Raw genomic sequence first — 22,391 nt, 5'->3', positions numbered from 1 at the left:
GGTTCATTTCGCTATCTTTGCAGACCTGAAAAACATAAATCAAATATCGACATGGCACTTCAATGCGGCATAGTCGGATTGCCCAACGTCGGCAAATCGACCCTTTTCAACTGTCTTTCCAACGCCAAGGCCCAGGCGGCCAACTTCCCGTTCTGCACCATAGAGCCCAACGTAGGCGTCATCACGGTACCCGACGAACGGCTGGTGAACCTGGCCCGGATCGACAATCCCAAAAAAGTGATCCCCACCACCATCGAGATCGTGGACATCGCCGGCCTGGTGAAAGGCGCCTCCAAGGGCGAGGGGCTCGGCAACAAGTTCCTGGCCAACATCCGCAACACGGATGCCATCATCCACGTGCTGCGCTGCTTCGAAAACGGCAACATCACCCACGTGGACGGAAGCGTCGATCCCGTGCGCGACAAGGAGATCATCGACACGGAGCTCCAGCTCAAGGACCTCGAAACGGTCGAAAACCGCATCGGCAAGGTGCAGAAGCAGGGACAGTCGGGCGGAGACAAGAACGCCAAACGACTCTACGAAATTCTCGTCCAGTACAAGACGGCGCTGGAGCAGGGCCGTTCGGCCCGCACCGTGGAGATCGACAAGGAGGACGCCAAGCTGGTCAGGGAACTCGGTCTGCTCACCGTCAAACCGGTACTCTACGTCTGCAACGTGGACGAGGCCTCGGCAGCCACGGGCAACGCCCACGTAGAGGCCGTACGGGCCGCCATTGCCGACGAACATGCGGAACTGCTCGTGGTGGCCGCAGCCACCGAAGCGGACATCGCCGAGCTGGAAGAGTATGAAGAACGGCAGATGTTCCTCGAGGAGATCGGCCTCAAGGAGTCGGGTGTCAACCGGCTGATCCGATCGGCATACAGTTTGCTGAACCTGGAGACGTATTTCACCACGGGGCCCGACGAGACCAGGGCCTGGACCTATACACGGGGGACCAAGGCCCCGCAGGCGGCAGGCATCATCCACACCGACTTCGAACGGGGTTTCATCCGCGCCGAGGTGATAAAATACGACGACTACGTGCGGCTGGGTTCCGAAAAGGCGTGCCGGGAGGCGGGCAAGATCGGCATCGAGGGCAAGGAGTACGTGGTCCAGGACGGAGACATCATGCACTTCCTGTTTAACGTATAAAACCTATTGCGTATGAAAAACAACCTGAACTGGGCCCTGACGGGTATCTGTATCATCATCACGGCGGCCATTCTGGGCAGCGCCTACAAGTACAAGTATCATGCGCAGGACACGATCGTGGTGACCGGCCTGGGCGAGAAGGAGTTCACCTCGGACCTGATCGTATGGCGGGGCTGGATCGTGCAGCAGAGCCCTTCGGCCGAAGCCGGATACGCCCAGCTGGAAAGCGCCAAACGGAAGGTGCAGGAGTTCATCCGCAGCAAGGGGATCGCCGACAGCAGCGTAGTTTTCCAGTTCGTGAACGTCAACCGCACCACCGAGCCCATCTATGCCAACGGACAGTATATCGGCCAGCGCAACACGGGCTACGAGCTGCGGCAGGAGTTCACGGTGGAGTCGAAGGACATAGCCCGCGTGGAGACCGTCTCGCGCGAGATTTCGTCGCTGATCGCCCAGGGCGTGCAGATCGAATCGTGGCAGCCGGAATATTACTACACGAAACTGGCCGACGTGAAGATGGACCTGATCGCCAAAGCCACCGAGGACGCCAACCTGCGGGCCCGGACGATCGCCAAAAAGGCGGGCAGCAGGCTCAAAAAACTGCGCACGGCCCGCATGGGCGTTTTCCAGATCACGAGCCCCAATTCGAACGAGGCGTTCACGGCCGGAGGAACGTTCAATACCTCCAGCAAAAACAAGATCGCCCGGATCACCATGCGGCTGGAATACCACATCAAATAGAACGGTCACGGGAAAACACGGCATGGCGGTGCAGCGGGCAGACGGCTGCGCCGCTTTTTTCATTCCGGAGAGTCTCTTCCTCTCATTCCGCCCGGCCGCCGGATAAAAAAGTCCGGGAGACGGACGATTATGCAACCCGGTTGCACGATTCTTTGCGTACCTTTGTTCGCAGAACAAAGCAGAGGAAAGAACAGAGCCTATGGCACACAATCACGAACATCACACCCACGGACACGAACACCGGATCGGATCGCTGAACGGCATCTTCATCGTGTCGATCGTGCTGAACCTGCTGTTCGTCGTGGTGGAAGCGGCCGTCGGGTTCCACGAGAATTCGCTGGGCCTGCTCTCCGACGCGGGACACAATCTGGGCGACGTATTCAGCCTGCTGCTGGCACTGCTCGCCTTCAAACTGGCGAAGATACACAGCACGAAACGCTTCACATACGGGTACCGGAAAAGCACGGTATTGGTATCGCTGCTCAACGCCATTATCCTGCTGGCGGCCGTCGGGGCCATCATCCTCGAAAGTATCCATAAATTCAACGATCCCGTGCCGGTGAACGGGGCTGCCGTGTCGTGGACGGCCGGTGCCGGTATCCTGGTCAACGGTCTGACGGCCTGGCTGCTGATGAAGAGCCAGAAGGACGACCTCAACGTGCGGGGCGCCTTCCTGCACATGGCCGCCGACACGCTGGTGTCGGTCGGAGTGGTCATCTCCGGCATCGCAATCTCGCTGACAGGCCTTTACGTCATAGACCCGATCGTCAGCCTGGCAATCGCGGCCGTCATTCTGGTCTCGACCTGGAAACTGCTCGCGGAAAGCCTGAGGCTGTCGCTGGACGGCATTCCCGAAAAAATCGACATCGACCGGGTACGCGAAACGCTCCGGAAAAACCCCGGAGTGGAAAGTGTACACCACATCCACGTATGGGCCATCAGCACGACCGACACGGCCCTGACCGCCCACCTCGTACTGACCCGGAACACGGATGCGGATGCCGTGAAGGAGGCGGTCCGGGAGGAGCTCCGGGCCGCAGGCATCACCCATGCCACACTGGAAACGGAAACTTCCGGCACCTGTTGCCACGACACGGGCTGCCTGTAACCGCACGCGTATGGAAAACAGCAAATGCATCGAAAAACTGACCCGCAAGGGAATCAAGCCGACGGCCAACCGGATTCTCGTACTGGAGACCCTGCTGGCGGCAGCGCGTGCGGTCTCCGTTCAGGAACTCGAGATCATGTTGGGCACGGTCGACAAATCCAGCATTTTCCGGACGCTGACCCTCTTTGTGAAACAGCACGTGGTACACACGATCGAGGATGGCAGCGGTTCGCTGAAATACGAGGTGTGCAGCGGGGAAGATTCCTGTTCCGTCGCGGACATGCACACCCATTTCTACTGCGAAATCTGCCACCGGACTTTCTGCTTCGAAGCGATCCACATTCCCGTAATCGCCCTTCCGGAAGGATTCGCCATGCACTCGATCAACTACATGGTAAAAGGGGTGTGCCGGGAGTGTTCCGGATCGAAATAACCGCGCCTTACCTTCACCGCACCCCCTCTTTCTCCCGACCGGCAGAAACGCCCTGCCGCGACACCGCGGCGGGCAACGCCTCCGTACCATCGGCAGCTTCGCATCCGGACTGTTTTTTCCTTCGGACAAATGGGAGAATTCCCCGTTAATTTCCTATTTTTGTAGCGTTTTTCACAACCGATTCAAAAACACAAACGACGATATGGCAACAGAAAGACGCGTACGGGTGCGTTTCGCGCCCAGTCCCACGGGACCGCTGCACATGGGCGGCGTACGCACGGCGCTCTACAACTATCTTTTCGCCCGCCATCACGGCGGCGACTTCATCCTGCGCATCGAGGACACCGACTCGCACCGCTACGTGCCCGGAGCCGAACAGTATATCATCGACTCGCTCAAATGGTGTGGCATCACCGTCGACGAGGGAATCGAACAGGGCGGTCCCCACGCGCCCTACCGTCAGAGCGAACGCAAGGAGATCTATCTGAAATACGCCCTGCAGCTGGTCGAATCGGGCCATGCCTACTATGCCTTCGACACGCCCGAGGCGCTGGATACCCTGCGGGCCGGGGCCGAAGCCCGGGGCGAAGCCTTTTCCTACAACCACAAGGTGAGGGAAGGGCTCGACACCTCGCTGCGCCTTTCGCCCGAGGAGGTGAAGGAGCGCATCGGCCGGGGCGACCAGTGGGTGATCCGGTTCAAAATGCCGGAAAACGAAGAGGTGCACATGAACGACCTGATCCGGGGCGACGTGACGATAAACACGTCCACGCTGGACGACAAAGTGCTCTACAAATCGGCCGACAGCCTGCCCACCTACCACCTGGCCAACATCGTGGACGACCATCTGATGGAGATCACCCACGTAATCCGGGGCGAAGAATGGCTTCCCTCCCTGCCGCTGCACTATCTGCTCTACCGGGCCTTCGGCTGGAGCGACACGCAGCCCCGGTTCGCCCACCTGCCCCTGCTGCTCAAACCGACGGGCAAGGGCAAGCTCAGCAAGCGCGACGGCGACAAGATGGGTTTCCCCGTCTTTCCCCTGCAATGGACCTCGCCCGAAGGCGAAGTGTCCCGCGGCTACCGCGAGGACGGCTACTTTCCCGAGGCATTCATCAACATGCTGGCCCTGCTGGGCTGGAACCCGGGGGGCGAGCAGGAGATATTCTCGATGGAAGAGCTGATCCGGCTCTTCTCCCTGGAAAGGGTCGGCAAGGCCGGCGCCCGCTTCGATCCGGAGAAGGCCAAATGGTTCAACGCCCAGTACCTGAGGTCCAAGAGCGACGAGGAGCTGGGAGCCCTCCTGCTGCCGATTCTCCGGGAACACGGCGTGGAGAACTGCTGCATCTTCCTCGCCTCGAAAATCGCGGGCTTGATGAAGGAGCGCGCCAAGTTCATGAACGACTTCTGGGACCTGACCTCCTATTTCTTCTTCGCTCCGCAGGAGTATGACGAAAAGGTGGCCGCCAAATACTGGAAAGGAGACAATCCGGCCCGCATCGCCGAACTGAAAGAAGTGCTGGCTTCGGTCGGCGACTTCACGGTGGAAAACACGGAAAAGGCGACGCGGGAGTGGATCGAAGCCAACGGGCTGAGCATGGGGCAGATCATGAACAGCCTGCGTCTGGCCCTCGTGGGAGCCGGCAAAGGTCCCGGCATGTTCGACGTGTGCGAACTGCTGGGCAAGGAAGAGACCCTCGCCCGCATCGACCGGGCACTGGAACGGCTCGGAAAGTAAGTCGCCCGAAAAGGGTAATCCGGAAAAACTCTCTCCGATCAGATAAAAAAGAGAACGGCGGTATCGACCGCCGTTCTCTTTTTTATCTGAAACCCTCCGTTCCCTACTTCACCACATTCATATTGAACATGGCCCAAGTACAGCTTGCCTGGTTATTGAAGGTATAGTAAGGGAACAGGTTTGCATCGGAATAATAACCCGAATGGTCGCCCTTCTTATCCAGTTTCACGCTCCGTATCTTGACATATACGGATTGCGAAGTGACTTCGCTGGGATAGACCCAGAAACCTTCATCGGGACCGACCGACGGCGTAAGGGTCATCATTTTTCCGCCTTCATAACTCTTATTGTAGAAACAGTTCTGCTCCCGGATCGGAATCGAAGGATCGTACTCGAACATATTTATCGGGAAATATTTGGTCGAACCTCCCCGCTGCGTGTGGATATAAGGCATCGCGTAACGGTTGAGGGTCTTGAACCGGAAATGGTACATCTCGCCGATCTTGAGCGTAACAGCCTCATACGTCCTGTCCTGTGTGTCGGCTTTGCCGACTTCATCCGCATAATACAGTTTCACGGGACGATATTCCCCGTCGATAAGGCACTCCAGTTCCAAATCGCCCATTTTCTTACGGACATAATTTTCAGACGCGGGATCGGCCGAAATATTATAGGCTGAAGCGAAGCAGTACACCTCCACCTTGCAGGCGGCCGACACGTTCGAACCGGGTTCCGTGGTCTTCGCTGTGACGGTGGCGATCGCCGGGTTTTCGGGCGACCAGCCGCTCCATCCTCCGTCGGGCAGCATGTCGCCTCCCTTGGGACAGGTCAGGATATAGATATTGTTGCCGGTAGGCGACTTCACGGGCTCCCCTTCGGGACCGAGCTTCTGTTCGATCTTCAGATTCCATTTCTGCGCCTGCGCATCCAGTTCCCACGTCACGTCCGAATAGCTCGGAATCGCCGGATCGAACGACACCTCGATCTCCCGCTTGATTTCCGGCCGCTCCACCATGATGTAGGGGTGACGGTCTTTATTCTTGCTGGCATCCTCGGAGACATCGACGATCTGGCCGTTCACAAACCAGTGGGTCACGACACTCGACCGCTGGTACGGGGAGACCGTGTCGGGAATGCTCACAGGAAGCAGCACGTCCGTCACGCTGAGGGCCATGGAGTTCAGCATCACCATCGAGATATTCACGTCGAGCGTGGTGGAGACTTCCGAATTCACGGCCGAGGTGACCGTGATTTTGGTATCGGCGGCGGTCTGGGCCACCACCGTCACCACACCGTCGTCGGTGCACGTCACCACGGAGGGATCGTCCGAGGTCCAGACGAGAGCCTGACCGACAGAGTTGGGCAGGACGGCTTCACCTGTAAAATTGTAGGCCTTCTCCTGCCCTACCGTAAGCGGCAGATTCAGTTCGGAGACCGAATTCCCGTTCTGGTCGCGGATAATGATTCCGTAATCGCGGACGGAGACCTGACATTCGGCCCGGAAACCGCCCTCCTTCGAAACGGCGGTGACCGTCACCGGCTGGCCGTCGTCCGTGCCCTTTATCGCGGTGATCTTACCCGTTTCGTCCACGGCTACCGACTCGGGGTCGGAACTCTCCCACATAATTTCCTTGACGGTGGCGTCGCCCGGAACCACCGAAGCGAAAAGCGTCCGGTTGTCCTTTCGCACCAGATCCAGTTCGCTTTTGTTGATCTGCACCCCTTTCACCGGAATATATTTTTCGTTCGGGGCCAGATTGTCCGTTTCGCAGCCCGCAAAGAGCAGAACCGCACATCCGATCCACAATAATCTTTTCATATCGAATGACATTTTTTCAACGTTTCACAATCATTTACTCCACATCCCATACCACACGGAATCCGACCTGTACGTCGCGCACACCGGGATAGGCACGCTGCCGGGAAGTGATCCGGTGTGCCATCGGGGAACCGCCCTCGTCTCCCATGAGGAAACTGCCGCCCCGCAGCACCTTCATATCGCCCGAATCGGGACCTTTGGGATCGAACGCCACGTTTTCCTTGCTTTTCGTAATCTCGTCGGACACATAAGTCACCTTCGCCACGCTGTCGGCACACTCCTGATAATAAGTGGGACTGAACCAGTCGCTGCACCACTCCATGACGTTGCCGCTGGCGTCGCATATCCCGTCGCTGGTATCGGTCGAGGTGAAAGTTCCCATGCACGTGGTGCGGTCCTTGGTCGCCCCCCACCCCGTCGTCGTATTGAGCACATAGTTGGACACTTTGTACGAACCTACGGGATGAGGCATGTATCCCCACCGCTCGACCTGATTGCCCTGCGGATCGGTGATGACCTTAACCAGCTGGAAAGAGTTCTGATAGAACCACGTGCAGTTGGTAACCACGTTCCCGACGCTGAAAGTCTTGCGGTCGCGCCACAGATTGCCCGCGACCCATTCCCACTCGGCCTCGGTCGGGAGCCGCCCCCCTAGCCACTCGGCGAAGGCCTTGGCCTCTTTCCAGGTGACGTTCACGACCGGAAAGTTCTCCCGCGAATTACCCTCGTGGTCCGTCCAGCCCCAATAGGGTTCGGGCGGCATCTGCACCTTTCCGGGGTTGGCCTCGACGAATTTGCGGAACTGCTCTACGGTCACCTCGAACCGCATCACCTTGAGCGCCTTGAGCGCCACGTAATGCTTGGGACGCTGATCGGCGGAATATTTGCTGTCCGTCCCCGTGTATCCCATCTCGATGGCGGCCGATACCTGTCCCGCACTCCGCTCGATCATCTCTTCGGTCGAACCGTACTCGGCAATCTGGTCGTCGGGAACAATCTGCGCACGCTCCTCCGGCGTGATGGGGGTCACGTAAATATCGGGGCCGGGATCGGGAATGGCATCGTGGCCGAAATCCGAGGGATCGTCCTCGCACCGGGCGGTCAGCAGCGCCGCCGCCACGACCAGAAGATATTTGCTGAATGTCAATACCGTCTTTTTCATATCTCTTTTCTCTTTTGACAATTGATTAATAACCCGGATTCTGCGTCAAGTTTTTGTTGGCGACCGTCTCCAGGTAGGGAATCGGATGCAGGACATGGTAAGACTGCGGGTACTTGTTGCTGCTTCCCCACACATAGACGTCCGTGAAATCGCCCCGATAGGCATACTGCGGCACGAATACCTTGAACACACCCTTGTCTTTCAACTCGGAGAACTTGCGGTTGAAACGCTCCATCTCGGAAATGTAGGTTCCCGTACGCCGCAGGTCGAAAATCCGGTAGCACTCGTGGGCGAACTCGTGCCGGCGCTCCATCATGATCAGATCGCGCAGTTCGCTCTTGACATCGGACAGGTCGGCCAGGTCGACCGGATCAAGCCCGGCCCGTACCCTCACCCGGTTCAGGGCCTCGACGGCCGGCGAAGGATCGTCGAGTTCGTTCTTCGCTTCGGCATACATCAGCAGGGCATCGGCAAAGCGGATCAGAATCTGGTTGCAACCGGCCTGGTTGTTGACCGTCGCCCCCATGTCGTACCCCTTCATGGGCAGGAAGTAGGAGTAAGGAGCCTGGGAATACATCTTGTACTGCCACTGGTAACGCTTGTCCTTCTGGGCATCATAGGTAAGGATCAGGTCTTCGGTCGGAGCGAATGCGCCCGTCGCACTGGTCGTGGGGCACGGAAGTTCCTCGTCCGTATAGGAGGTTCCGTTGTAGTTCCGCTTCTGATTGGTGGCGATCTGCGCATGCCAGCTGTTATAGATGGCATTATCCTTGCTGGCCTCCATCGTCCAGAGAATCTCCCGTTTGCGCTCCTCGATATTCTCCGTCACCTTCCGCTGGTCGAACACATCTTCGTGGCTGGCCATCAGTCCGTAGAGTTTCCCGGCACCGTCGGCACCGTCGCCGCTGTTGTCGATCATCGGCTGCAGGTATTCCACCACATCCGAATATTGCTTGTGAATCAGATAGGCCCGGGCCAGCAGCACCCGCACGGCACCCTTTCCGATGGTCAGGGGATAGGTAATATCCGTACGGATAATCACCGATCCGGGTTTGTCCGTCAGATTTTCATAGGCGAAGTTCAGGTCCGAAAATATCTGGGCATACACCGATGCCGCCGGAGCCCGTTCGGGCACCAGGTTGTCCTCCTTGATATTATAGGTGGGCAGGGTCTGCAAAGGCACGTCGCCCCACAACTGCACCAGATTCAGGTAGGCCCATGCGCGGATGAACCGGGCTTCGGCTTCGATCAGGTTCCCGGAGTTGTAGGTAACCTTCTCGTCGCTGCGCAGCAGGTTCGTCCGGTCGATCAGGATATTGCAGTCGTTGACCACCTTGTACAGCTTGTTCCACACCGTATAGAAGGTATTGAGCTGCTTGTTGTGCTGCAAGGCGGAAATGGCCTTGTAGGTGTAGTTGGTGCTGACACGGTACTCCATGTCGTCGGTCATACAGTCGGTGACGAGGAAGAAATCGGGCCCGAAGACCGTCGAACGTACCGAGGCGTAGGCGCCGTAAAGGAATTTGACGGCCTCCTCCTCTGTCCGGAAATAGGTGTTCTGCGGAATGCTGCTCTCGACGTCCTCTTCGAGGAACCACTCGCAGGAGGTGCACACGAAGCAGGGGGTGACGAGCGCCGAAGCAATCAATATTCTATATAAAAACTTCATGGTTCAGACGATTTTAGAATTTAAAGTTCACATTCAGCGTATAAAGCCTGGCGGCGGGATAACTGCTCTGGTCGATACCCAGCTTGGAGTTGGACGAACCCACCGAACTGCTCATCTCGGGGTCCATACCCAAATAGTTGGTGAAAGTAAGCAGGTTGGTGCCGCTGAAAGCGATCCTCAGGCCCTTCATACCGATCTTCTTGGTGATCTTCTCGGGAAACGTATAACCGATCGTAACGGTCTTCAGACGCAGGTAGGAACCGTCCTGCACCCAGTAGTTGTTGAACATCGCCTGATACTCCTTGGCGGTGGAACTCTGCGTGTACATCGCCGGCACCGGATATTTGGCATGTACGGAGTATCCGATCTCACCCGTATAGAAGTTGTAGGGACGGAACGAATTGAGGCCCTTGCGGGTCTGTCCGTACTGGTTGCCCTGCCAGCGGTCGAGTCGTCCCGTATTGCCGTCCACGATGCTGTTACCATAGGCTCCGTTGAAGAAGAGTGTGAAATCCAGATTCTTGTAGGTGAAAGTCGTGGTGAAACCGCCCATCAGGTAAGGCTGCACCTGACCGAGTTTCACGCGGTCGTTGTCGTCGATCATACCGTCGCCGTTCCGGTCGTAGTAACGGATCATACCCGGCGTGGTGGGAATGTTGTTGGGGTCTTCCACCCAGAAGGCATCGGGCGAATAGACTTCGTTCCAGTCCTTGAAAATCGTGGTCTTGTGCCCCATGATCGTACCCAGGGGCTGCCCGATCTTCAGGTAGGTGATGTCGTTTGTCATCACGCCCGACATGCGGTAGAGCACCACGTTGTCGTTACCGCCCAGATCGGTCACCGTATTCTTGTTGTATCCGATGTTGAAACTGGTCGTCCACGAGAAATTCTTGGTCTGGATGTTCCGCGAGGTGAACTCGAACTCGATACCCTTGTTGTCGATGTTGCCGATGTTCTTCATCACCGTGGAATAGCCGCTCAGACCGGGGATACGGTACGAATAGAGCAGATTGTAGGTCTTCTTGTAATAGGCATCCAGCGCCATGGAAATCCGTCCGTCGAGCAGTTCCAGGTCGGCTCCGACGTTATACTGCGCGGTGGTCTCCCACTGCAGGTCGTCGTTGCCGATCGTATTGGTCTGCACACCGCCGTAGGCCACGTTGTCGATGATCACGCGCCCCTGCGAGAGCTGCGACTGGGAGAGATAGTTGGAGATGCTCTGATTACCCGTCACGCCGTAGCTGGCACGCACTTTCAGCATCGAAACGGTCGACCAGTTCTTGGCGAAATCCTCCTGGGTCACATTCCACATCAGCGATGCCGAAGGGAAGTAACCGAAACGCTTGTCCGGCCCGAAACGGGACGAACCGTCGGCACGCATCGACAGGGTCACGTGGTAACGCTGGTTCCAGTTGTACATGACACGCGTGAAGAACGAGATCAGCTGGTTGCCGTAATAGTTCGAGGTGGGTTCCGTGGTCGAGGTGAAAGTCGAGGCCCCCAGGTTGTCCCAACCGAAGTCGTAGTCGAACCCGTACACCTTGGCGCCGAACGACTCGTTCTTGGTCTGCTCCCAGCTCTGCCCCAGAATGGCGTTGAAACTGTGCTTGCCGAACTTGCGGTTCCAGTTGAGCACGTTCTCGTTGATCCACTTGCCCGTACCCCGGGTGTCGCGGTTGGCACTCACGTACCGGTTGATATGTGCCTGCTGCTGGAAAATGTCGGCCGGCACATAACCGTAATTGTTGGTCTCCGTATAGCGGTATCCGGCACTCACCGACAGCGTGAAATACTTGTTGATCGACCAGCGCATGAGTCCGTTGATATCGGTATAGAAGGTCTTGCGTTTGCGGTTGTTGTTCATGGCGATCGCCACCTCGGTGGAGATACTGGTGGGTTCTCCCGTCTCGGGATCGTAGAACACGCCGTCGATAAAGTCGCCCTTTGTCGAGGTGTTGGGCTTGATGAGCAGCGTACGCATGATGGCACCGCCGTCGCTGCCGCCGATGATCGACTTGAGCGTATTCTGGCTCACGGCCGCATTCAGGGTCAGCTTCACGTTGCTGGTCAGGTCGATATTGAATTTCGAACGGAACGAAAGCCGGTCGTTCGAGGAGTTGTTCAACAGACCCTCTTCCCGGAGGTATCCGCCCGAAATATAGTAGTTCAACCCTCTCTTGCCTCCGGAAATCTGCACGCTGTAATCGCCCCTGTTGGCCATATCCTTGATAATCATCCGCTGGGCGTCGAACGTTCCGAGCGTATCGGGCATATAGGTATAGGAAGCATTGCCGCTCCGTCCCAGCATGTTCTGACCGCTGTTGATCATGGCCGCCTGCCCGTAGCGGGCAAACTGGGGCCCGTCCATCATCGGGATGTAGCGGCGGGGAGTGGAGATACCCTGCTTGATGTCCAGCGAAACGGACACCTTGCCCTCCTGACCGCTCTTGGTAGTGATCATGATGACTCCGTTGGCGCCCTGCGAACCGTAAATGGCCGTAGCCGCCGCATCCTTGAGCACCTCCATCGACTTGATGTCATTCGGGCTGAGCAGCGAAAGCACCGACTTGTCGGTAGGGAAACCGTCCACCACGACCAGAGGTTCGTTCTCCCCGGAGATGGAACTTCCGCCCCGGATACGGATGGTCACCTCGCCTCCCGGTTCGGCCGAAGTGTTGATGACCAGCACGCCGGACGCATTGCCCTGGAGAGCCTGATCGACCGAGGTAATCATGGTTTTGTTGATGTCTTTGGTGCCGATGGAGGCGATGGAACCGGTCACCTCGCTTTTGCGGGCCGTACCGTAACCGATCACCACCACCTCGTCGAGGTCGGTGGCGCTGGGTTTCATCGTCACGTTCACCAGCGTCTTCCCGTTAACGGGAACAGCCGCGGTTTCGTAACCGATGAAACTGAAACTCAGCGTTGCGTTTTTGGGTGCGGAGATCGTGTACTTACCGTCCGTTCCGGTCGTGGTTCCTTTCGCGGAACCCTGTATCACGATGGTGACACCCACGAGGGGCTGTTTGGTGTCGGAGTCGATCACGCGTCCGCTCACCTTGATGTTCTGGGCCGACGCCATGCCCGATATGAGGCACAGCGCTGCCAGTGTCGCAAAAGACGCGACTCTTTTCGAAAAATTCCGCCAGGAATCTCCGAGTCGATCTCTTCTCATAGGCATGTGAGTTAGTTTTTAGGGGTTATTATTTAAAAGATGGTACATCGAAGTCGGGTTGTATTGCCTATCGATCAATCTGAAAAAGAACCTGCCCGATCCAAAAACGCATCCGAATTACAGGTCTGCGCCCGCAATTCGGAAAAAATGCGTCCGGATCGTTTCCGAACACAAAAATAGAATTATTTTTTAATATAAATACTATATTCACGAATATATTCGTTACCGCATCCGATTCCCGGACATAAAAATCCCCCGGACGGTTTCGGTCCGGGGGCAGAAAACGGCCGGCAGACAGGACTATTTCTGCCTGAAAAATACCTGGATCGGCACCCCGGAAAAGTCCCATCTCGCCCGGATTTTATTCTCCAGGAAACGGCGGTAAGGCTCCTTTATATATTGGGGCAGATTGACGAAAAAGGCGAAAGAGGGGGTCGGCGAAGGAAGTTGCATGGCATATTTGATGCGGATATACTTCCCCTTGGTCGAAGGCGGCGGCGTCTCCTCCACCACAGGCAGGATATAGTCGTTGAATTCCGACGTAGGTATCCGCCTCCGGCGCGAATGATAGACGCGGACAGCCGTCTGCAACACGTCCAGAATGCGCTGCTTATCCGGCACGGAGGTGAATATGACAGGAATGTCGTTGAACGGGGCCAGCTTTTTCCCGACGAACTCCCGGTACTCTTTCATCGTGTTGGTCTCCTTTTCCACCAGGTCCCACTTGTTGACCACCACGACACACCCCTTCTTGTTTTTCACGATCAGGTTGAAAATGTTCATGTCCTGCGACTCCACCCCCTGCGAGGCATCGAGCATCAGGATGCAGACGTCCGAACTCTCGATGGAACGGATCGAGCGCATCACCGAATAGAACTCCAGGTCTTCGGTCACCTTTCCCTTCTTGCGCAGACCCGCCGTATCAATCAGATAGAAGTCCATCCCGTACTTGTTATACCTCGTATGGATCGAATCGCGGGTGGTTCCGGCCACCGGGGTCACGATATTGCGTTCGGCGCCCAGCAGGGCATTGGTCAGCGAGGACTTCCCCACGTTCGGCCGCCCCACGATCGTGATCTTCGGCAGGTCGGCCTCCTCCTCGGCCCCGGCGTCTTCCGGCAGCGCGGCGCAGACGGCATCCATCAGGTCGCCCGTTCCGCTTCCGCTCATCGAACTGATGCAAAGCGGATCGCCCAGCCCCAGTCCGTAGAATTCGTGTGCGGCATAAAGCTGTTCGTTGTTGTCCACCTTGTTCACCACGAGGATCACCTTTTTCGACGAACGGCGCAGCACATCGGCCATCAGCATGTCCAGGTCGGTGATGCCCGTGGAGACCTCGACCAGAAAGAGGATCACGTCGGCCTCGTCGATGGCCAGCAACACCTGCTTGCGGATCTCCTCCTCGAAAATATCGTCGCTGTTGACCGAATAGCCGCCCGTGTCGATCACTGAGAACTCGCGTCCGCACCAGTCCGTCTTGCCGTAATGCCGGTCGCGGGTGGTTCCCGCCGTATCGTCCACGATCGCCTTGCGCATGCCCACCAGCCGGTTGAAAAGCGTACTCTTACCCACGTTCGGGCGTCCGACGATTGCCACTAATGCCATAATTCCAAAGTATTAAGAAAGGGTACAAAGATAGCCAACTTTCGCAATATGGCAATATTTATTCCGAATCGTCACAAATGTTCGCCGGAACAGTCGGGTTTTGCAAAATTTTTATTAATATTGTGTCCGGGATCGCGCACTGCCGGTCCCGGAAACTCTAACTGCAAAACTCAACTTGTAATGGAAAAAACCTCTTCGGGCGGCCTGGTCAGGATGCTGCCCATCCTCTTCGGGTTCTTCGTCATGGGATTCTGCGACGTAGTGGGCATCGCCACGAGCTACGTCAAAAACGATTTCGGCTGGAGCGAGACGATGGCCGGGCTGCTACCCTCGATGGTCTTCGTCTGGTTCCTGCTGCTGTCGGTGCCCTCGGCCATCGCCATGAACCGGATCGGCCGCAAAAATATGGTGCAGCTCAGCAACCTTATCACCATCCTGGGCATGGTGATTCCTTTCCTCGTGTTCAATCCCGTCACCTGCATGATCGGTTTCGCCCTGCTGGGTATCGGCAACACGATCCTTCAGGTGTCGCTCAACCCGTTGCTGACCAACGTAGTGAGCGGTGAATCGCTCACCAGTGCCCTCAATGCGGGACAGGTGGTCAAGGCGATCTCTTCGCTCTGCGGCCCGGTCATCGCCGCCTTCGCACTCACCTCGCTCGGCAACTGGCACTACCTGTTCCCGATCTTCGCGCTGATCACCCTGCTCTCGGGACTGTGGCTGCAGATGACGAAAATCCCACGCGAAACGGTCACCGTGCAGAGCTCCTCGGTCGGAGCCACCTTCGGACTGCTGAAAGACAGCACCATCCTCTTCCTTTTCCTGGGCATCGTGTTCGTGGTGGGCGTCGATGTGGGCATGAACACCGTCACCCCGAAACTGCTCATGGAACGTTGCGGCATGCAGCTTTCCGATGCGGGGCTCGGATCGAGCGTCTACTTTGTCTGCCGCACGGCCGGCGCTTTCGTCGGCACCTTCCTGCTGGCCCGGATGAGCGACGTGAAATATTTCCGGATTCACATCCTGGCCGCCCTGCTCTTCCTCGCGGCGCTCTTCTTCGTGCAGGGCGAGGCAGCCATCCTCACGATGGTCGGTCTGGTCGGCTTCGCCTGCTCCAGCATCTTCTCGGTGATCTACTCCCAGGCGCTGAAAGCACGGCCCGACAAAGCCAACGAAGTTTCCGGACTGATGATCACGGGCGTATTCGGCGGCGGAATCGTTCCCCCGCTGATGGGTGCCGCCACCGACAGTGTGGGTCATCAGGGCGGTTCGCTGGCCATCATTGTGCTCTGCGTCTGCTACCTCATTTTCTGCTCGCTGAAACTGAAAACCTCTAAATAAACGACATACCGATGTACAGAAACGACAACAGAACCGTCGTCACCCTCGACGCCGGAGGCACCAATTTCGTTTTCGGAGCCATACGGGGCAACGAATTCGTCGTAGACCCCATCACCCTGCCCTCCCTGTCCGACAACCTCGACACCTGCATGGGCAATCTCGAACGCGGCTTCCGCATGGTCATCGACCGCCTGCCCGACAAACCGGTCGCCATCAGTTTCGCCTTTCCCGGACCTGCCGACTACCCCAACGGTATCGTAGGCGGTTACCTGCCCAACTTCCCGTCGTTCCGCGACGGAGTGGCGATCGGCCCCTTCCTCGAGGAGACGTTCGGCATCCCCGTCTTCATCAATAACGACGCCGACCTTTATGCCTACGGCGAAGCCCTGGCCGGGGCCCTGCCCTCGATCAACGCGCAGCTCGAGGCGGCCGGCAGCGCCAAACGCTACAAAAACCTGATCGGTTACACCTTCGGCACCGGGTTCGGATTCGGATTCGTGGCCGACGGCAAACTCCACATCGGCGACAACTCCTGCGTGGAGACATTTTGCCTGCGCAACAAGAAACACCCCGACTTTCTCGTGGAAGACGGTGCGAGCATCCGCGCCGTAAAACGCGTGTACGGAGAACTGACGGGCAATCCGGACCATGTGCTCGAACCGCGCGAGATCTGCGAGATCGCCGACGGCACCCGGCCCGGCGACCGGCTGGCCGCCATCACCGCCTTCGAAGAAATGGGCGAGATCGCGGGCGACGCCATCGCCACGGCCGCCACGCTGATCGACGCGCCGATCGTGATCGGGGGCGGCCTGATCGGAGCCCGCAAGTACATCTTCCCGGCCCTGCTGCGCGAGATGAGGGGCAAGATATATGCCATGAGCGGAGATATACTGAACCGGGTTCAGATGAAAATCTACGATCTGGACGATCCGGCCGAATTCGACCGTTTCGCCAAAGGCGCCTCGCGGGAATTGAAGGTATACGGCAGCGACCGCACCGTAATCTACGACCCGGAGAAACGGATCGGGATCACCACCTCGAAAATCGGCACCAGCCGCGCCATTTCGCTCGGGGCCTACGCATTCGCGCTCAACCGGATCGACGAAGGGAAATAACGACACCCTGTCCTTCCCGGAACCCCACACATGGGGACACGCATCACAAATCGGCGTGCCCCCTTTCTTTTATCCGGCAAAAACACTATCTTTGACGGATAAATCCGGACGCTATGATCAGAAAAACCGCACTCGTTTCGCTTTTCCTCCTCTCGGGCCTGCTGGCCGGAGCCCAGGGCAGGATCAAACTGGTTCAGTTCGGCCTCAAGGCCGGTGTCAACACGCAGACGACGGAACTGATCCGCCCCAACGCGGACAACTATGCCTTTTCGACCGACAACCGCAGCGGATTCCACATCGGGCTTCAGTCACGCGTCAATCTAGCCATGTTCCACATCCAGCCCGAGATCGTCTATTCGATGAACAAATACAAGCTGGCCGGCGACCCGATCGGCGACGGCACGCTGCCCGAAACGCGGGCCAAAGTCAGGATCAACACATGGGACTTCCCGATCCTGTTCGGCGTGAAAGCCCTCTTTTTCCGTTTCCAGGCAGGTCCCGTGTTCAACCTCTCGACGCAAAACTCGATCGTACCCGAGAGCAAGACCGTACCCAGCATCCTGTACAGCCGTTCTTCGGTCAGCTATATGGTTGGCATCGGAGTTGATATCATCCGGAAGGTGACCCTCGACGTCCGTTACCACGGGCAGTTCAAACGCCCGGTCCAGGGTATCCTCATCGACGGCATGGAGCAGGAACGCGTAATCCGGACACGCACGCGCAACTGGACTTTCAGCCTGGGATATATGTTTTAAAAACCTGACGATGACTGAAAAAAACATTCTGATAGAAGGGATCGACCCCAGAGAGCTGTACGGGGCCGGAAATCAGAATCTGGAACAGATAGCCGCCCTGTTCCCCAAATTGAAGGTGGTGGCCCGCGGCTCGCAGATCAAGGTGATCGGCGAGGCGGCGGAATCGGAACTGTTCGAAAAGAAACTGGCCTCCCTGCTCGAATACCACGCCAAATACGGACACATCTCCAAAGAGGTGATCGAACAGGTCTATTCGGGGGGGCTGCCCCGCCCGGAAGGGGCGGCGGACAAGGACGTCATCCTCTACGGCAATGCCGGCAACATCGTCCGCGCCCGCACCGTCAACCAGCAGAAACTGGTCCGGCTGTACGAAAAGGACGACCTGCTGTTCGCCGTCGGTCCCGCAGGCTCGGGCAAGACCTACACGGCCATCGCCCTGGCCGTACGGGCGCTGAAAAACAGGGAGGTGAAGCGGATTATCCTCACCCGTCCCGCCGTGGAAGCGGGAGAAAAGCTCGGTTTTCTGCCGGGCGACCTGAAAGAGAAACTCGATCCCTACCTCCAGCCGCTGTACGACGCGCTGAACGACATGATCCCGGCCGCCAAACTGAGCAAATACATCGAAGAGGGTACCGTACAGATCGCCCCGCTGGCCTACATGCGGGGCCGCACGCTCGACCAGGCGTTCGTCATCCTGGACGAGGCGCAGAACACCACCCTGGCACAGATCAAAATGTTTCTCACGCGCATGGGCCGCAGCGCCAAATTCATCGTCACGGGCGACATGACGCAGGTGGACCTGCCCAAACCCGGCGACTCGGGGCTGGTGCCCGCCATCCGGATGCTCGAAGGGATCAAGGGAATCGGCATCGTAGAGTTCGACAACCGGGACATCATCCGCCATCCGCTGGTGAAATACATCGTGGAGGCGTTCAACAGACATGCCGCAGCCGAACAGGGCCGCGAATAAAACAGGAGACAAGACAAAAACCCATACAATCATGAATGAAGCTATCGTAAAAACCGACTTCCGATTCGAAGGCCAGAAAGACCTCTACATCGGCAAAGTGAGAGACGTTTACAACATCGACGACAAATACCTGGTGATGGTGGTCACTGACCGGATTTCGGCCTTCGACGTGGTCCTGCCCGAGGGCATTCCCTACAAGGGACAGGTGCTCAACCAGATCGCATCGAAATTTCTGGACGCGACCAGCGACATCTGTCCCAACTGGAAGATCGCCTCGCCCGACCCGATGGTCACCGTGGGACACAAGTGCGAGACGTTCCCCGTAGAGATGATCGTACGCGCCTACCTCACCGGCAGCTCGTGGAGGGACTACAAGGCGGGGGCCCGCAGCATCTGCGGCGTACCTCTGCCCGAGGGCATGCGTGAACACCAGCGGTTCGACCGTCCGATCGTCACCCCCACCACAAAGGCAGAGATCGGCAGCCACGACCAGAACATCTCCAAAGAGGAGATCATCGCACAGGGACTGGTGAGCCGGGAAGACTACGAACAACTCGAAAAGTACGCCCTCGCCCTCTTCGAGCGGGGCTCGAAAATGGCGGCCGAACGGGGTCTCATCCTCGTGGACACCAAATACGAATTCGGCAAAATGGACGGTGTCATCACGCTGATCGACGAAATCCACACGCCCGACAGTTCGCGCTATTTCTATGCCGACGGCTACCAGGAGCGTTTCGACCGGGGCGAACAGCAGCGCCAGCTCTCCAAGGAGTTCGTGCGCGAATGGCTCATGGAGAACGGCTTCCAGGGGAAACCGGGCCAACAGGTACCCGAAATGACGCCCACCATCGTGGAGAGTATCAGCGACCGCTACATCGAACTCTACGAGCAGATCACGGGTGAAAAATTCGTGAAATCGCCCACGGACAACGTGGCCGAGCGGATGGAACAGAACGTGCGCAACATGCTTGCCCGGCTGCGCTGATTACGGACACCAAAAACAGAACGACCTATGAATAAGAACATCGCAGCTTTACAGCCCCGGAAGGTCTGGGAGCATTTCCAGGAGATATGCGCCATTCCCCACCCGTCGTATCACGAGGAGGGTATCCGTGACTACATCGTGGCATTCGCCCGGAAGCACGGCATCGAATACAAGGTGGACGAGGCAGGCAACGTCCTGCTCCGCAAGCCCGCCACGCCCGGCATGGAAGACCGCAAGGGGATCGTCCTCCAGGCCCACATGGACATGGTGCCCCAGAAAAACGGGGACAAGGAGTTCGATTTCGAGAAAGACGCCATCCAGGCCTATGTGGACGGTGAATGGGTGACCGCCGACGGCACCACGCTCGGCGCCGACAACGGCATGGGCATGTCGGCTATCCTAGCGGCCATGGAGTCGCCCGACCTGAAGCACGGTCCGCTGGAGGGCCTCTTCACCATGACCGAAGAGACGGGCATGGACGGAGCGTTCGGGCTGAAACCGGGCCTGCTGACGGGAGACATCCTGCTCAACCTCGATTCCGAAACCGAAGGGGAACTTTACGTCGGATGTGCCGGCGGACTGGACGCCAACATCACGCTCGAATACCGGGAAGAAGAGGTCCCGGCCGGATACGAAGCGTTTACGGTGACCGTCAAAGGTCTCCGGGGCGGCCACTCCGGCATGGAGATCATCCTCGGCCGGGCCAACGCCAACAAGGCTCTGTTCCGGCTGCTGCGTTCGGCCCAGACCCGGTTCGGACTCCGGATCGCCTCGGTCGACGGCGGCGGACTGCGCAATGCCATCCCGCGCGAGGCCACAGCCGTCGTGCTGGTTCCGGCAGACCAGGCGGCCGGTTTCACCGAAGCCGCAGCAGGGTTCGAAGCGGTTCTGACCGAAGAGTACAAGGGCGTGGAAGATTCCGTCTCCGTCACGGTCGTCCCGACCGGAACGCCGGCCCGCATGATCGACGAAGGCACCGCCCGCAAGCTGGCGGACGCCGTATGCGGCTGTCCCAACGGCGTGTTCCGCATGAGCCCCTCGATGAATGGTCTCGTGCAGACCTCGAACAATCTGGCCCGTGTAGTGTCCGACGGCAGCCGGGTGAAACTGCAATGCCTGCTGCGCAGTTCCGTCCGCAGCGAAAAGGAGTACCTGGCCGACATGATCGCCTCGGTATTCGAGCTGGCCGGAGGCCGCTGCGAATTCGTCGGCGGTTACGACGGATGGAATCCCGACATGAATTCCCCGATTCTGAAGACCATGCGCGAGAGCTACGAGGCGCTTTACGGCAAAGAACCCGCCGTGATGGCCATCCATGCGGGGCTGGAGTGCGGCATCATCGGAGGAACCTATCCCAATCTGGACATGATCTCCTTCGGGCCCACGATCTGCTATCCGCATTCGCCCGACGAAAAGGTGAACATCGCCTCGGTGGGCAAGTTCTGGGAATTCCTGTGCCATACCATCGAAAACGCACCGAAAAAATAGTCTGCGTCTCCGGTCCTTCTCGTTTCGGAAGACGGAGGATCGGAGGCGTTCAATCGCCTTACGCCTATGGAGGAAAATCCGAAATGGTTCGCCATCGTCAATCCGGTAGCCGGCAGCGGCAAGGGGCTGGACGACTGGCCCCTTATCAGCAAACTGATGAGGGACAACGGGATCGTACCCGAATATGCATTCACCGAACGGAAATACCACGCAATCGAACTGGCCGTGGAGGCTGTCAACAAGGGATACCGGAAAATCATCGTCGTGGGCGGCGACGGCACGATCCACGAAGTGGTGAACGGGCTTTTCATCCAGAAGACGGTCCCCACGACGGATGTGCTGCTGGCCGTGATCGCCGTGGGTACGGGTAACGACTGGATTCGCATGTTCGGCATTCCGCGCAAGTATTCCGAAGCGATCAAGGCGATCGTGGCGGGCCACTCGTTCCTGCAGGACGTAGCCCTGCTCTCCTACCACAAGGCCAACTACAAACAGACGCGTTACATGGCCAACGTGGCGGGCGTGGGATTCGACGCCTTCGTCAACCGCAAGTACAACCACCTGAAAGAGGAAGGCAAACGCGGCAAATGGCTTTACGTGTGGAGCACGATAAAAGCCGTACTCTCCTATCGCTCCACGGGAGTCAAAATCTGGGTGGACGGCCAGCCCGTAGCCAACGAACTGGTGTACAGCGCCACGATCGGCATCGGAAAATACAACGGGGGCGGTATGCTCCAGACACCGGAGGCCGTAGCGGACGACGGACTGCTCGACCTGACGATCATCCGGCGCATCAGCCGTCTGGGTGTCATCTCCCGCTTCCGCTCGCTCTACAACGGAAAAATCTACCGGATCAAACGTATCTCCCTCAACCGGGGACGTAAAATCCGGATCGAATCGTCGCCCGAAATCGCCGTGGAGGTGGACGGGGAGGCACTCGGCTATTCGCCGTTCGAATTCGAGGTGATCGACCGGGCCATCCGCGTGATCGTGGCCGAACGCTTCCTGAAGGGCATCGACGACGGGCGGGCGGACTGAACCGCCCGGGACCGTCCGGCATAAAAGAAGAGTATCCGGCAGCAAGCCTGCCACCCAAAACAGAAATCACCCCCGCCAGGGCTTTCCGCAGGGGTGA

At 58.0% G+C, this 22,391-nt stretch carries 17 protein-coding genes; 12 read left to right on the top strand and 5 right to left on the bottom strand.

Features of this window, described 5'->3' with window-relative positions:
* Nucleotides 1–51: 51 nt before the first annotated feature.
* From ychF to gltX, 5 genes are all read left to right on the top strand, one after another.
* Nucleotides 52–1,152: a redox-regulated ATPase YchF gene (gene ychF, locus INF32_RS02585; RefSeq protein WP_226386855.1), complete on the top strand. Its 1,101-nt coding sequence runs from the start codon at nucleotides 52–54 to the stop codon at nucleotides 1,150–1,152.
* 12 nt (nucleotides 1,153–1,164) lie between these two features.
* Nucleotides 1,165–1,893, top strand: coding sequence for an SIMPL domain-containing protein (locus tag INF32_RS02580; protein WP_226386854.1), 729 nt, complete (start codon nucleotides 1,165–1,167; stop codon nucleotides 1,891–1,893).
* A 199-nt stretch (nucleotides 1,894–2,092) separates the two neighbouring features.
* Nucleotides 2,093–3,001, top strand: coding sequence for a cation diffusion facilitator family transporter (locus INF32_RS02575; protein WP_226386853.1), 909 nt, complete (start codon nucleotides 2,093–2,095; stop codon nucleotides 2,999–3,001).
* 10 nt (nucleotides 3,002–3,011) lie between these two features.
* Nucleotides 3,012–3,434, top strand: a complete 423-nt coding sequence (locus INF32_RS02570) for a Fur family transcriptional regulator (protein ID WP_226386852.1) — start codon at nucleotides 3,012–3,014, stop codon at nucleotides 3,432–3,434.
* 202 nt (nucleotides 3,435–3,636) lie between these two features.
* Nucleotides 3,637–5,172, top strand: coding sequence for a glutamate--tRNA ligase (gene gltX, locus INF32_RS02565; protein WP_226386851.1), 1,536 nt, complete (start codon nucleotides 3,637–3,639; stop codon nucleotides 5,170–5,172).
* 103 nt (nucleotides 5,173–5,275) lie between these two features.
* Here gltX and INF32_RS02560 read toward each other — a convergent pair whose 3' ends face one another.
* The 5 genes from INF32_RS02560 to der all read right to left on the bottom strand — a co-directional run bounded on the left by INF32_RS02560 (nucleotide 5,276) and on the right by der (nucleotide 14,602).
* Nucleotides 5,276–6,991, bottom strand: a complete 1,716-nt coding sequence (locus INF32_RS02560) for an Ig-like domain-containing protein (protein WP_226386850.1) — start codon at nucleotides 6,989–6,991, stop codon at nucleotides 5,276–5,278.
* 34 nt (nucleotides 6,992–7,025) lie between these two features.
* The gene (locus INF32_RS02555; RefSeq protein ID WP_226386849.1) at nucleotides 7,026–8,153 is read right to left on the bottom strand and encodes a formylglycine-generating enzyme family protein; all 1,128 of its coding nucleotides are present in this window, start codon (nucleotides 8,151–8,153) and stop codon (nucleotides 7,026–7,028) included.
* Between the two features lie 25 nt (nucleotides 8,154–8,178).
* Nucleotides 8,179–9,822 (bottom strand): RagB/SusD family nutrient uptake outer membrane protein, encoded by a 1,644-nt coding sequence (locus tag INF32_RS02550; RefSeq protein WP_226386848.1) that lies wholly within the window; start codon nucleotides 9,820–9,822, stop codon nucleotides 8,179–8,181.
* 13 nt (nucleotides 9,823–9,835) lie between these two features.
* Entirely contained in the window at nucleotides 9,836–12,997 is a 3,162-nt protein-coding gene (locus INF32_RS02545) for a SusC/RagA family TonB-linked outer membrane protein (protein WP_226386847.1), read from the bottom strand.
* 300 nt (nucleotides 12,998–13,297) lie between these two features.
* Nucleotides 13,298–14,602, bottom strand: coding sequence for a ribosome biogenesis GTPase Der (gene der, locus INF32_RS02540; RefSeq protein ID WP_262892952.1), 1,305 nt, complete (start codon nucleotides 14,600–14,602; stop codon nucleotides 13,298–13,300).
* Between the two features lie 180 nt (nucleotides 14,603–14,782).
* Here der and INF32_RS02535 point away from each other — a divergent pair, with 180 nt between their 5' ends.
* The 7 genes from INF32_RS02535 to INF32_RS02505 all read left to right on the top strand — a co-directional run bounded on the left by INF32_RS02535 (nucleotide 14,783) and on the right by INF32_RS02505 (nucleotide 22,294).
* Nucleotides 14,783–15,943 (top strand): MFS transporter, encoded by a 1,161-nt coding sequence (locus INF32_RS02535; protein ID WP_226386846.1) that lies wholly within the window; start codon nucleotides 14,783–14,785, stop codon nucleotides 15,941–15,943.
* Between the two features lie 11 nt (nucleotides 15,944–15,954).
* Complete coding sequence (locus tag INF32_RS02530; RefSeq protein ID WP_226386845.1) at nucleotides 15,955–17,058, top strand: ROK family protein; 1,104 nt, start codon at nucleotides 15,955–15,957, stop codon at nucleotides 17,056–17,058.
* A 113-nt stretch (nucleotides 17,059–17,171) separates the two neighbouring features.
* Entirely contained in the window at nucleotides 17,172–17,813 is a 642-nt protein-coding gene (locus INF32_RS02525) for a porin family protein (protein WP_226386844.1), read from the top strand.
* Between the two features lie 10 nt (nucleotides 17,814–17,823).
* The gene (locus tag INF32_RS02520) at nucleotides 17,824–18,783 is read left to right on the top strand and encodes a PhoH family protein (protein WP_226386843.1); all 960 of its coding nucleotides are present in this window, start codon (nucleotides 17,824–17,826) and stop codon (nucleotides 18,781–18,783) included.
* Nucleotides 18,784–18,814: 31 nt separating this feature from the next.
* On the top strand, nucleotides 18,815–19,768 hold the full coding sequence (locus INF32_RS02515; RefSeq protein WP_226386842.1) for a phosphoribosylaminoimidazolesuccinocarboxamide synthase: 954 nt from the start codon (nucleotides 18,815–18,817) through the stop codon (nucleotides 19,766–19,768).
* A 27-nt stretch (nucleotides 19,769–19,795) separates the two neighbouring features.
* A complete protein-coding gene (locus tag INF32_RS02510) occupies nucleotides 19,796–21,256 on the top strand; it encodes an aminoacyl-histidine dipeptidase (RefSeq protein WP_226386841.1) in 1,461 nt (486 codons plus the stop codon).
* 66 nt (nucleotides 21,257–21,322) lie between these two features.
* The gene (locus INF32_RS02505) at nucleotides 21,323–22,294 is read left to right on the top strand and encodes a diacylglycerol/lipid kinase family protein (RefSeq protein ID WP_226386840.1); all 972 of its coding nucleotides are present in this window, start codon (nucleotides 21,323–21,325) and stop codon (nucleotides 22,292–22,294) included.
* Nucleotides 22,295–22,391 lie beyond the last annotated feature (97 nt).

This window comes from Gallalistipes aquisgranensis, assembly GCF_014982715.1.
Classification (GTDB): domain Bacteria; phylum Bacteroidota; class Bacteroidia; order Bacteroidales; family Rikenellaceae; genus Gallalistipes; species Gallalistipes aquisgranensis.
Note: the sequence above shows the minus strand (reverse complement) of the source record. Positions and strands in the feature narration are given on the sequence as shown.

Coding starts and splice junctions, on each gene's coding strand:
- der (WP_262892952.1), bottom strand. CDS start 14,602: ATGGCATTAGTGGCAATCGTCGGACGCCCGAACGTGGGTAAGAGTACG.
- INF32_RS02530 (WP_226386845.1), top strand. CDS start 15,955: ATGTACAGAAACGACAACAGAACCGTCGTCACCCTCGACGCCGGAGGC.
- INF32_RS02520 (WP_226386843.1), top strand. CDS start 17,824: ATGACTGAAAAAAACATTCTGATAGAAGGGATCGACCCCAGAGAGCTG.
- INF32_RS02570 (WP_226386852.1), top strand. CDS start 3,012: ATGGAAAACAGCAAATGCATCGAAAAACTGACCCGCAAGGGAATCAAG.
- INF32_RS02560 (WP_226386850.1), bottom strand. CDS start 6,991: ATGAAAAGATTATTGTGGATCGGATGTGCGGTTCTGCTCTTTGCGGGC.
- INF32_RS02510 (WP_226386841.1), top strand. CDS start 19,796: ATGAATAAGAACATCGCAGCTTTACAGCCCCGGAAGGTCTGGGAGCAT.
- INF32_RS02555 (WP_226386849.1), bottom strand. CDS start 8,153: ATGAAAAAGACGGTATTGACATTCAGCAAATATCTTCTGGTCGTGGCG.
- INF32_RS02575 (WP_226386853.1), top strand. CDS start 2,093: ATGGCACACAATCACGAACATCACACCCACGGACACGAACACCGGATC.
- ychF (WP_226386855.1), top strand. CDS start 52: ATGGCACTTCAATGCGGCATAGTCGGATTGCCCAACGTCGGCAAATCG.
- INF32_RS02525 (WP_226386844.1), top strand. CDS start 17,172: ATGATCAGAAAAACCGCACTCGTTTCGCTTTTCCTCCTCTCGGGCCTG.
- INF32_RS02535 (WP_226386846.1), top strand. CDS start 14,783: ATGGAAAAAACCTCTTCGGGCGGCCTGGTCAGGATGCTGCCCATCCTC.
- INF32_RS02515 (WP_226386842.1), top strand. CDS start 18,815: ATGAATGAAGCTATCGTAAAAACCGACTTCCGATTCGAAGGCCAGAAA.
- gltX (WP_226386851.1), top strand. CDS start 3,637: ATGGCAACAGAAAGACGCGTACGGGTGCGTTTCGCGCCCAGTCCCACG.
- INF32_RS02550 (WP_226386848.1), bottom strand. CDS start 9,822: ATGAAGTTTTTATATAGAATATTGATTGCTTCGGCGCTCGTCACCCCC.
- INF32_RS02505 (WP_226386840.1), top strand. CDS start 21,323: ATGGAGGAAAATCCGAAATGGTTCGCCATCGTCAATCCGGTAGCCGGC.
- INF32_RS02545 (WP_226386847.1), bottom strand. CDS start 12,997: ATGAGAAGAGATCGACTCGGAGATTCCTGGCGGAATTTTTCGAAAAGA.
- INF32_RS02580 (WP_226386854.1), top strand. CDS start 1,165: ATGAAAAACAACCTGAACTGGGCCCTGACGGGTATCTGTATCATCATC.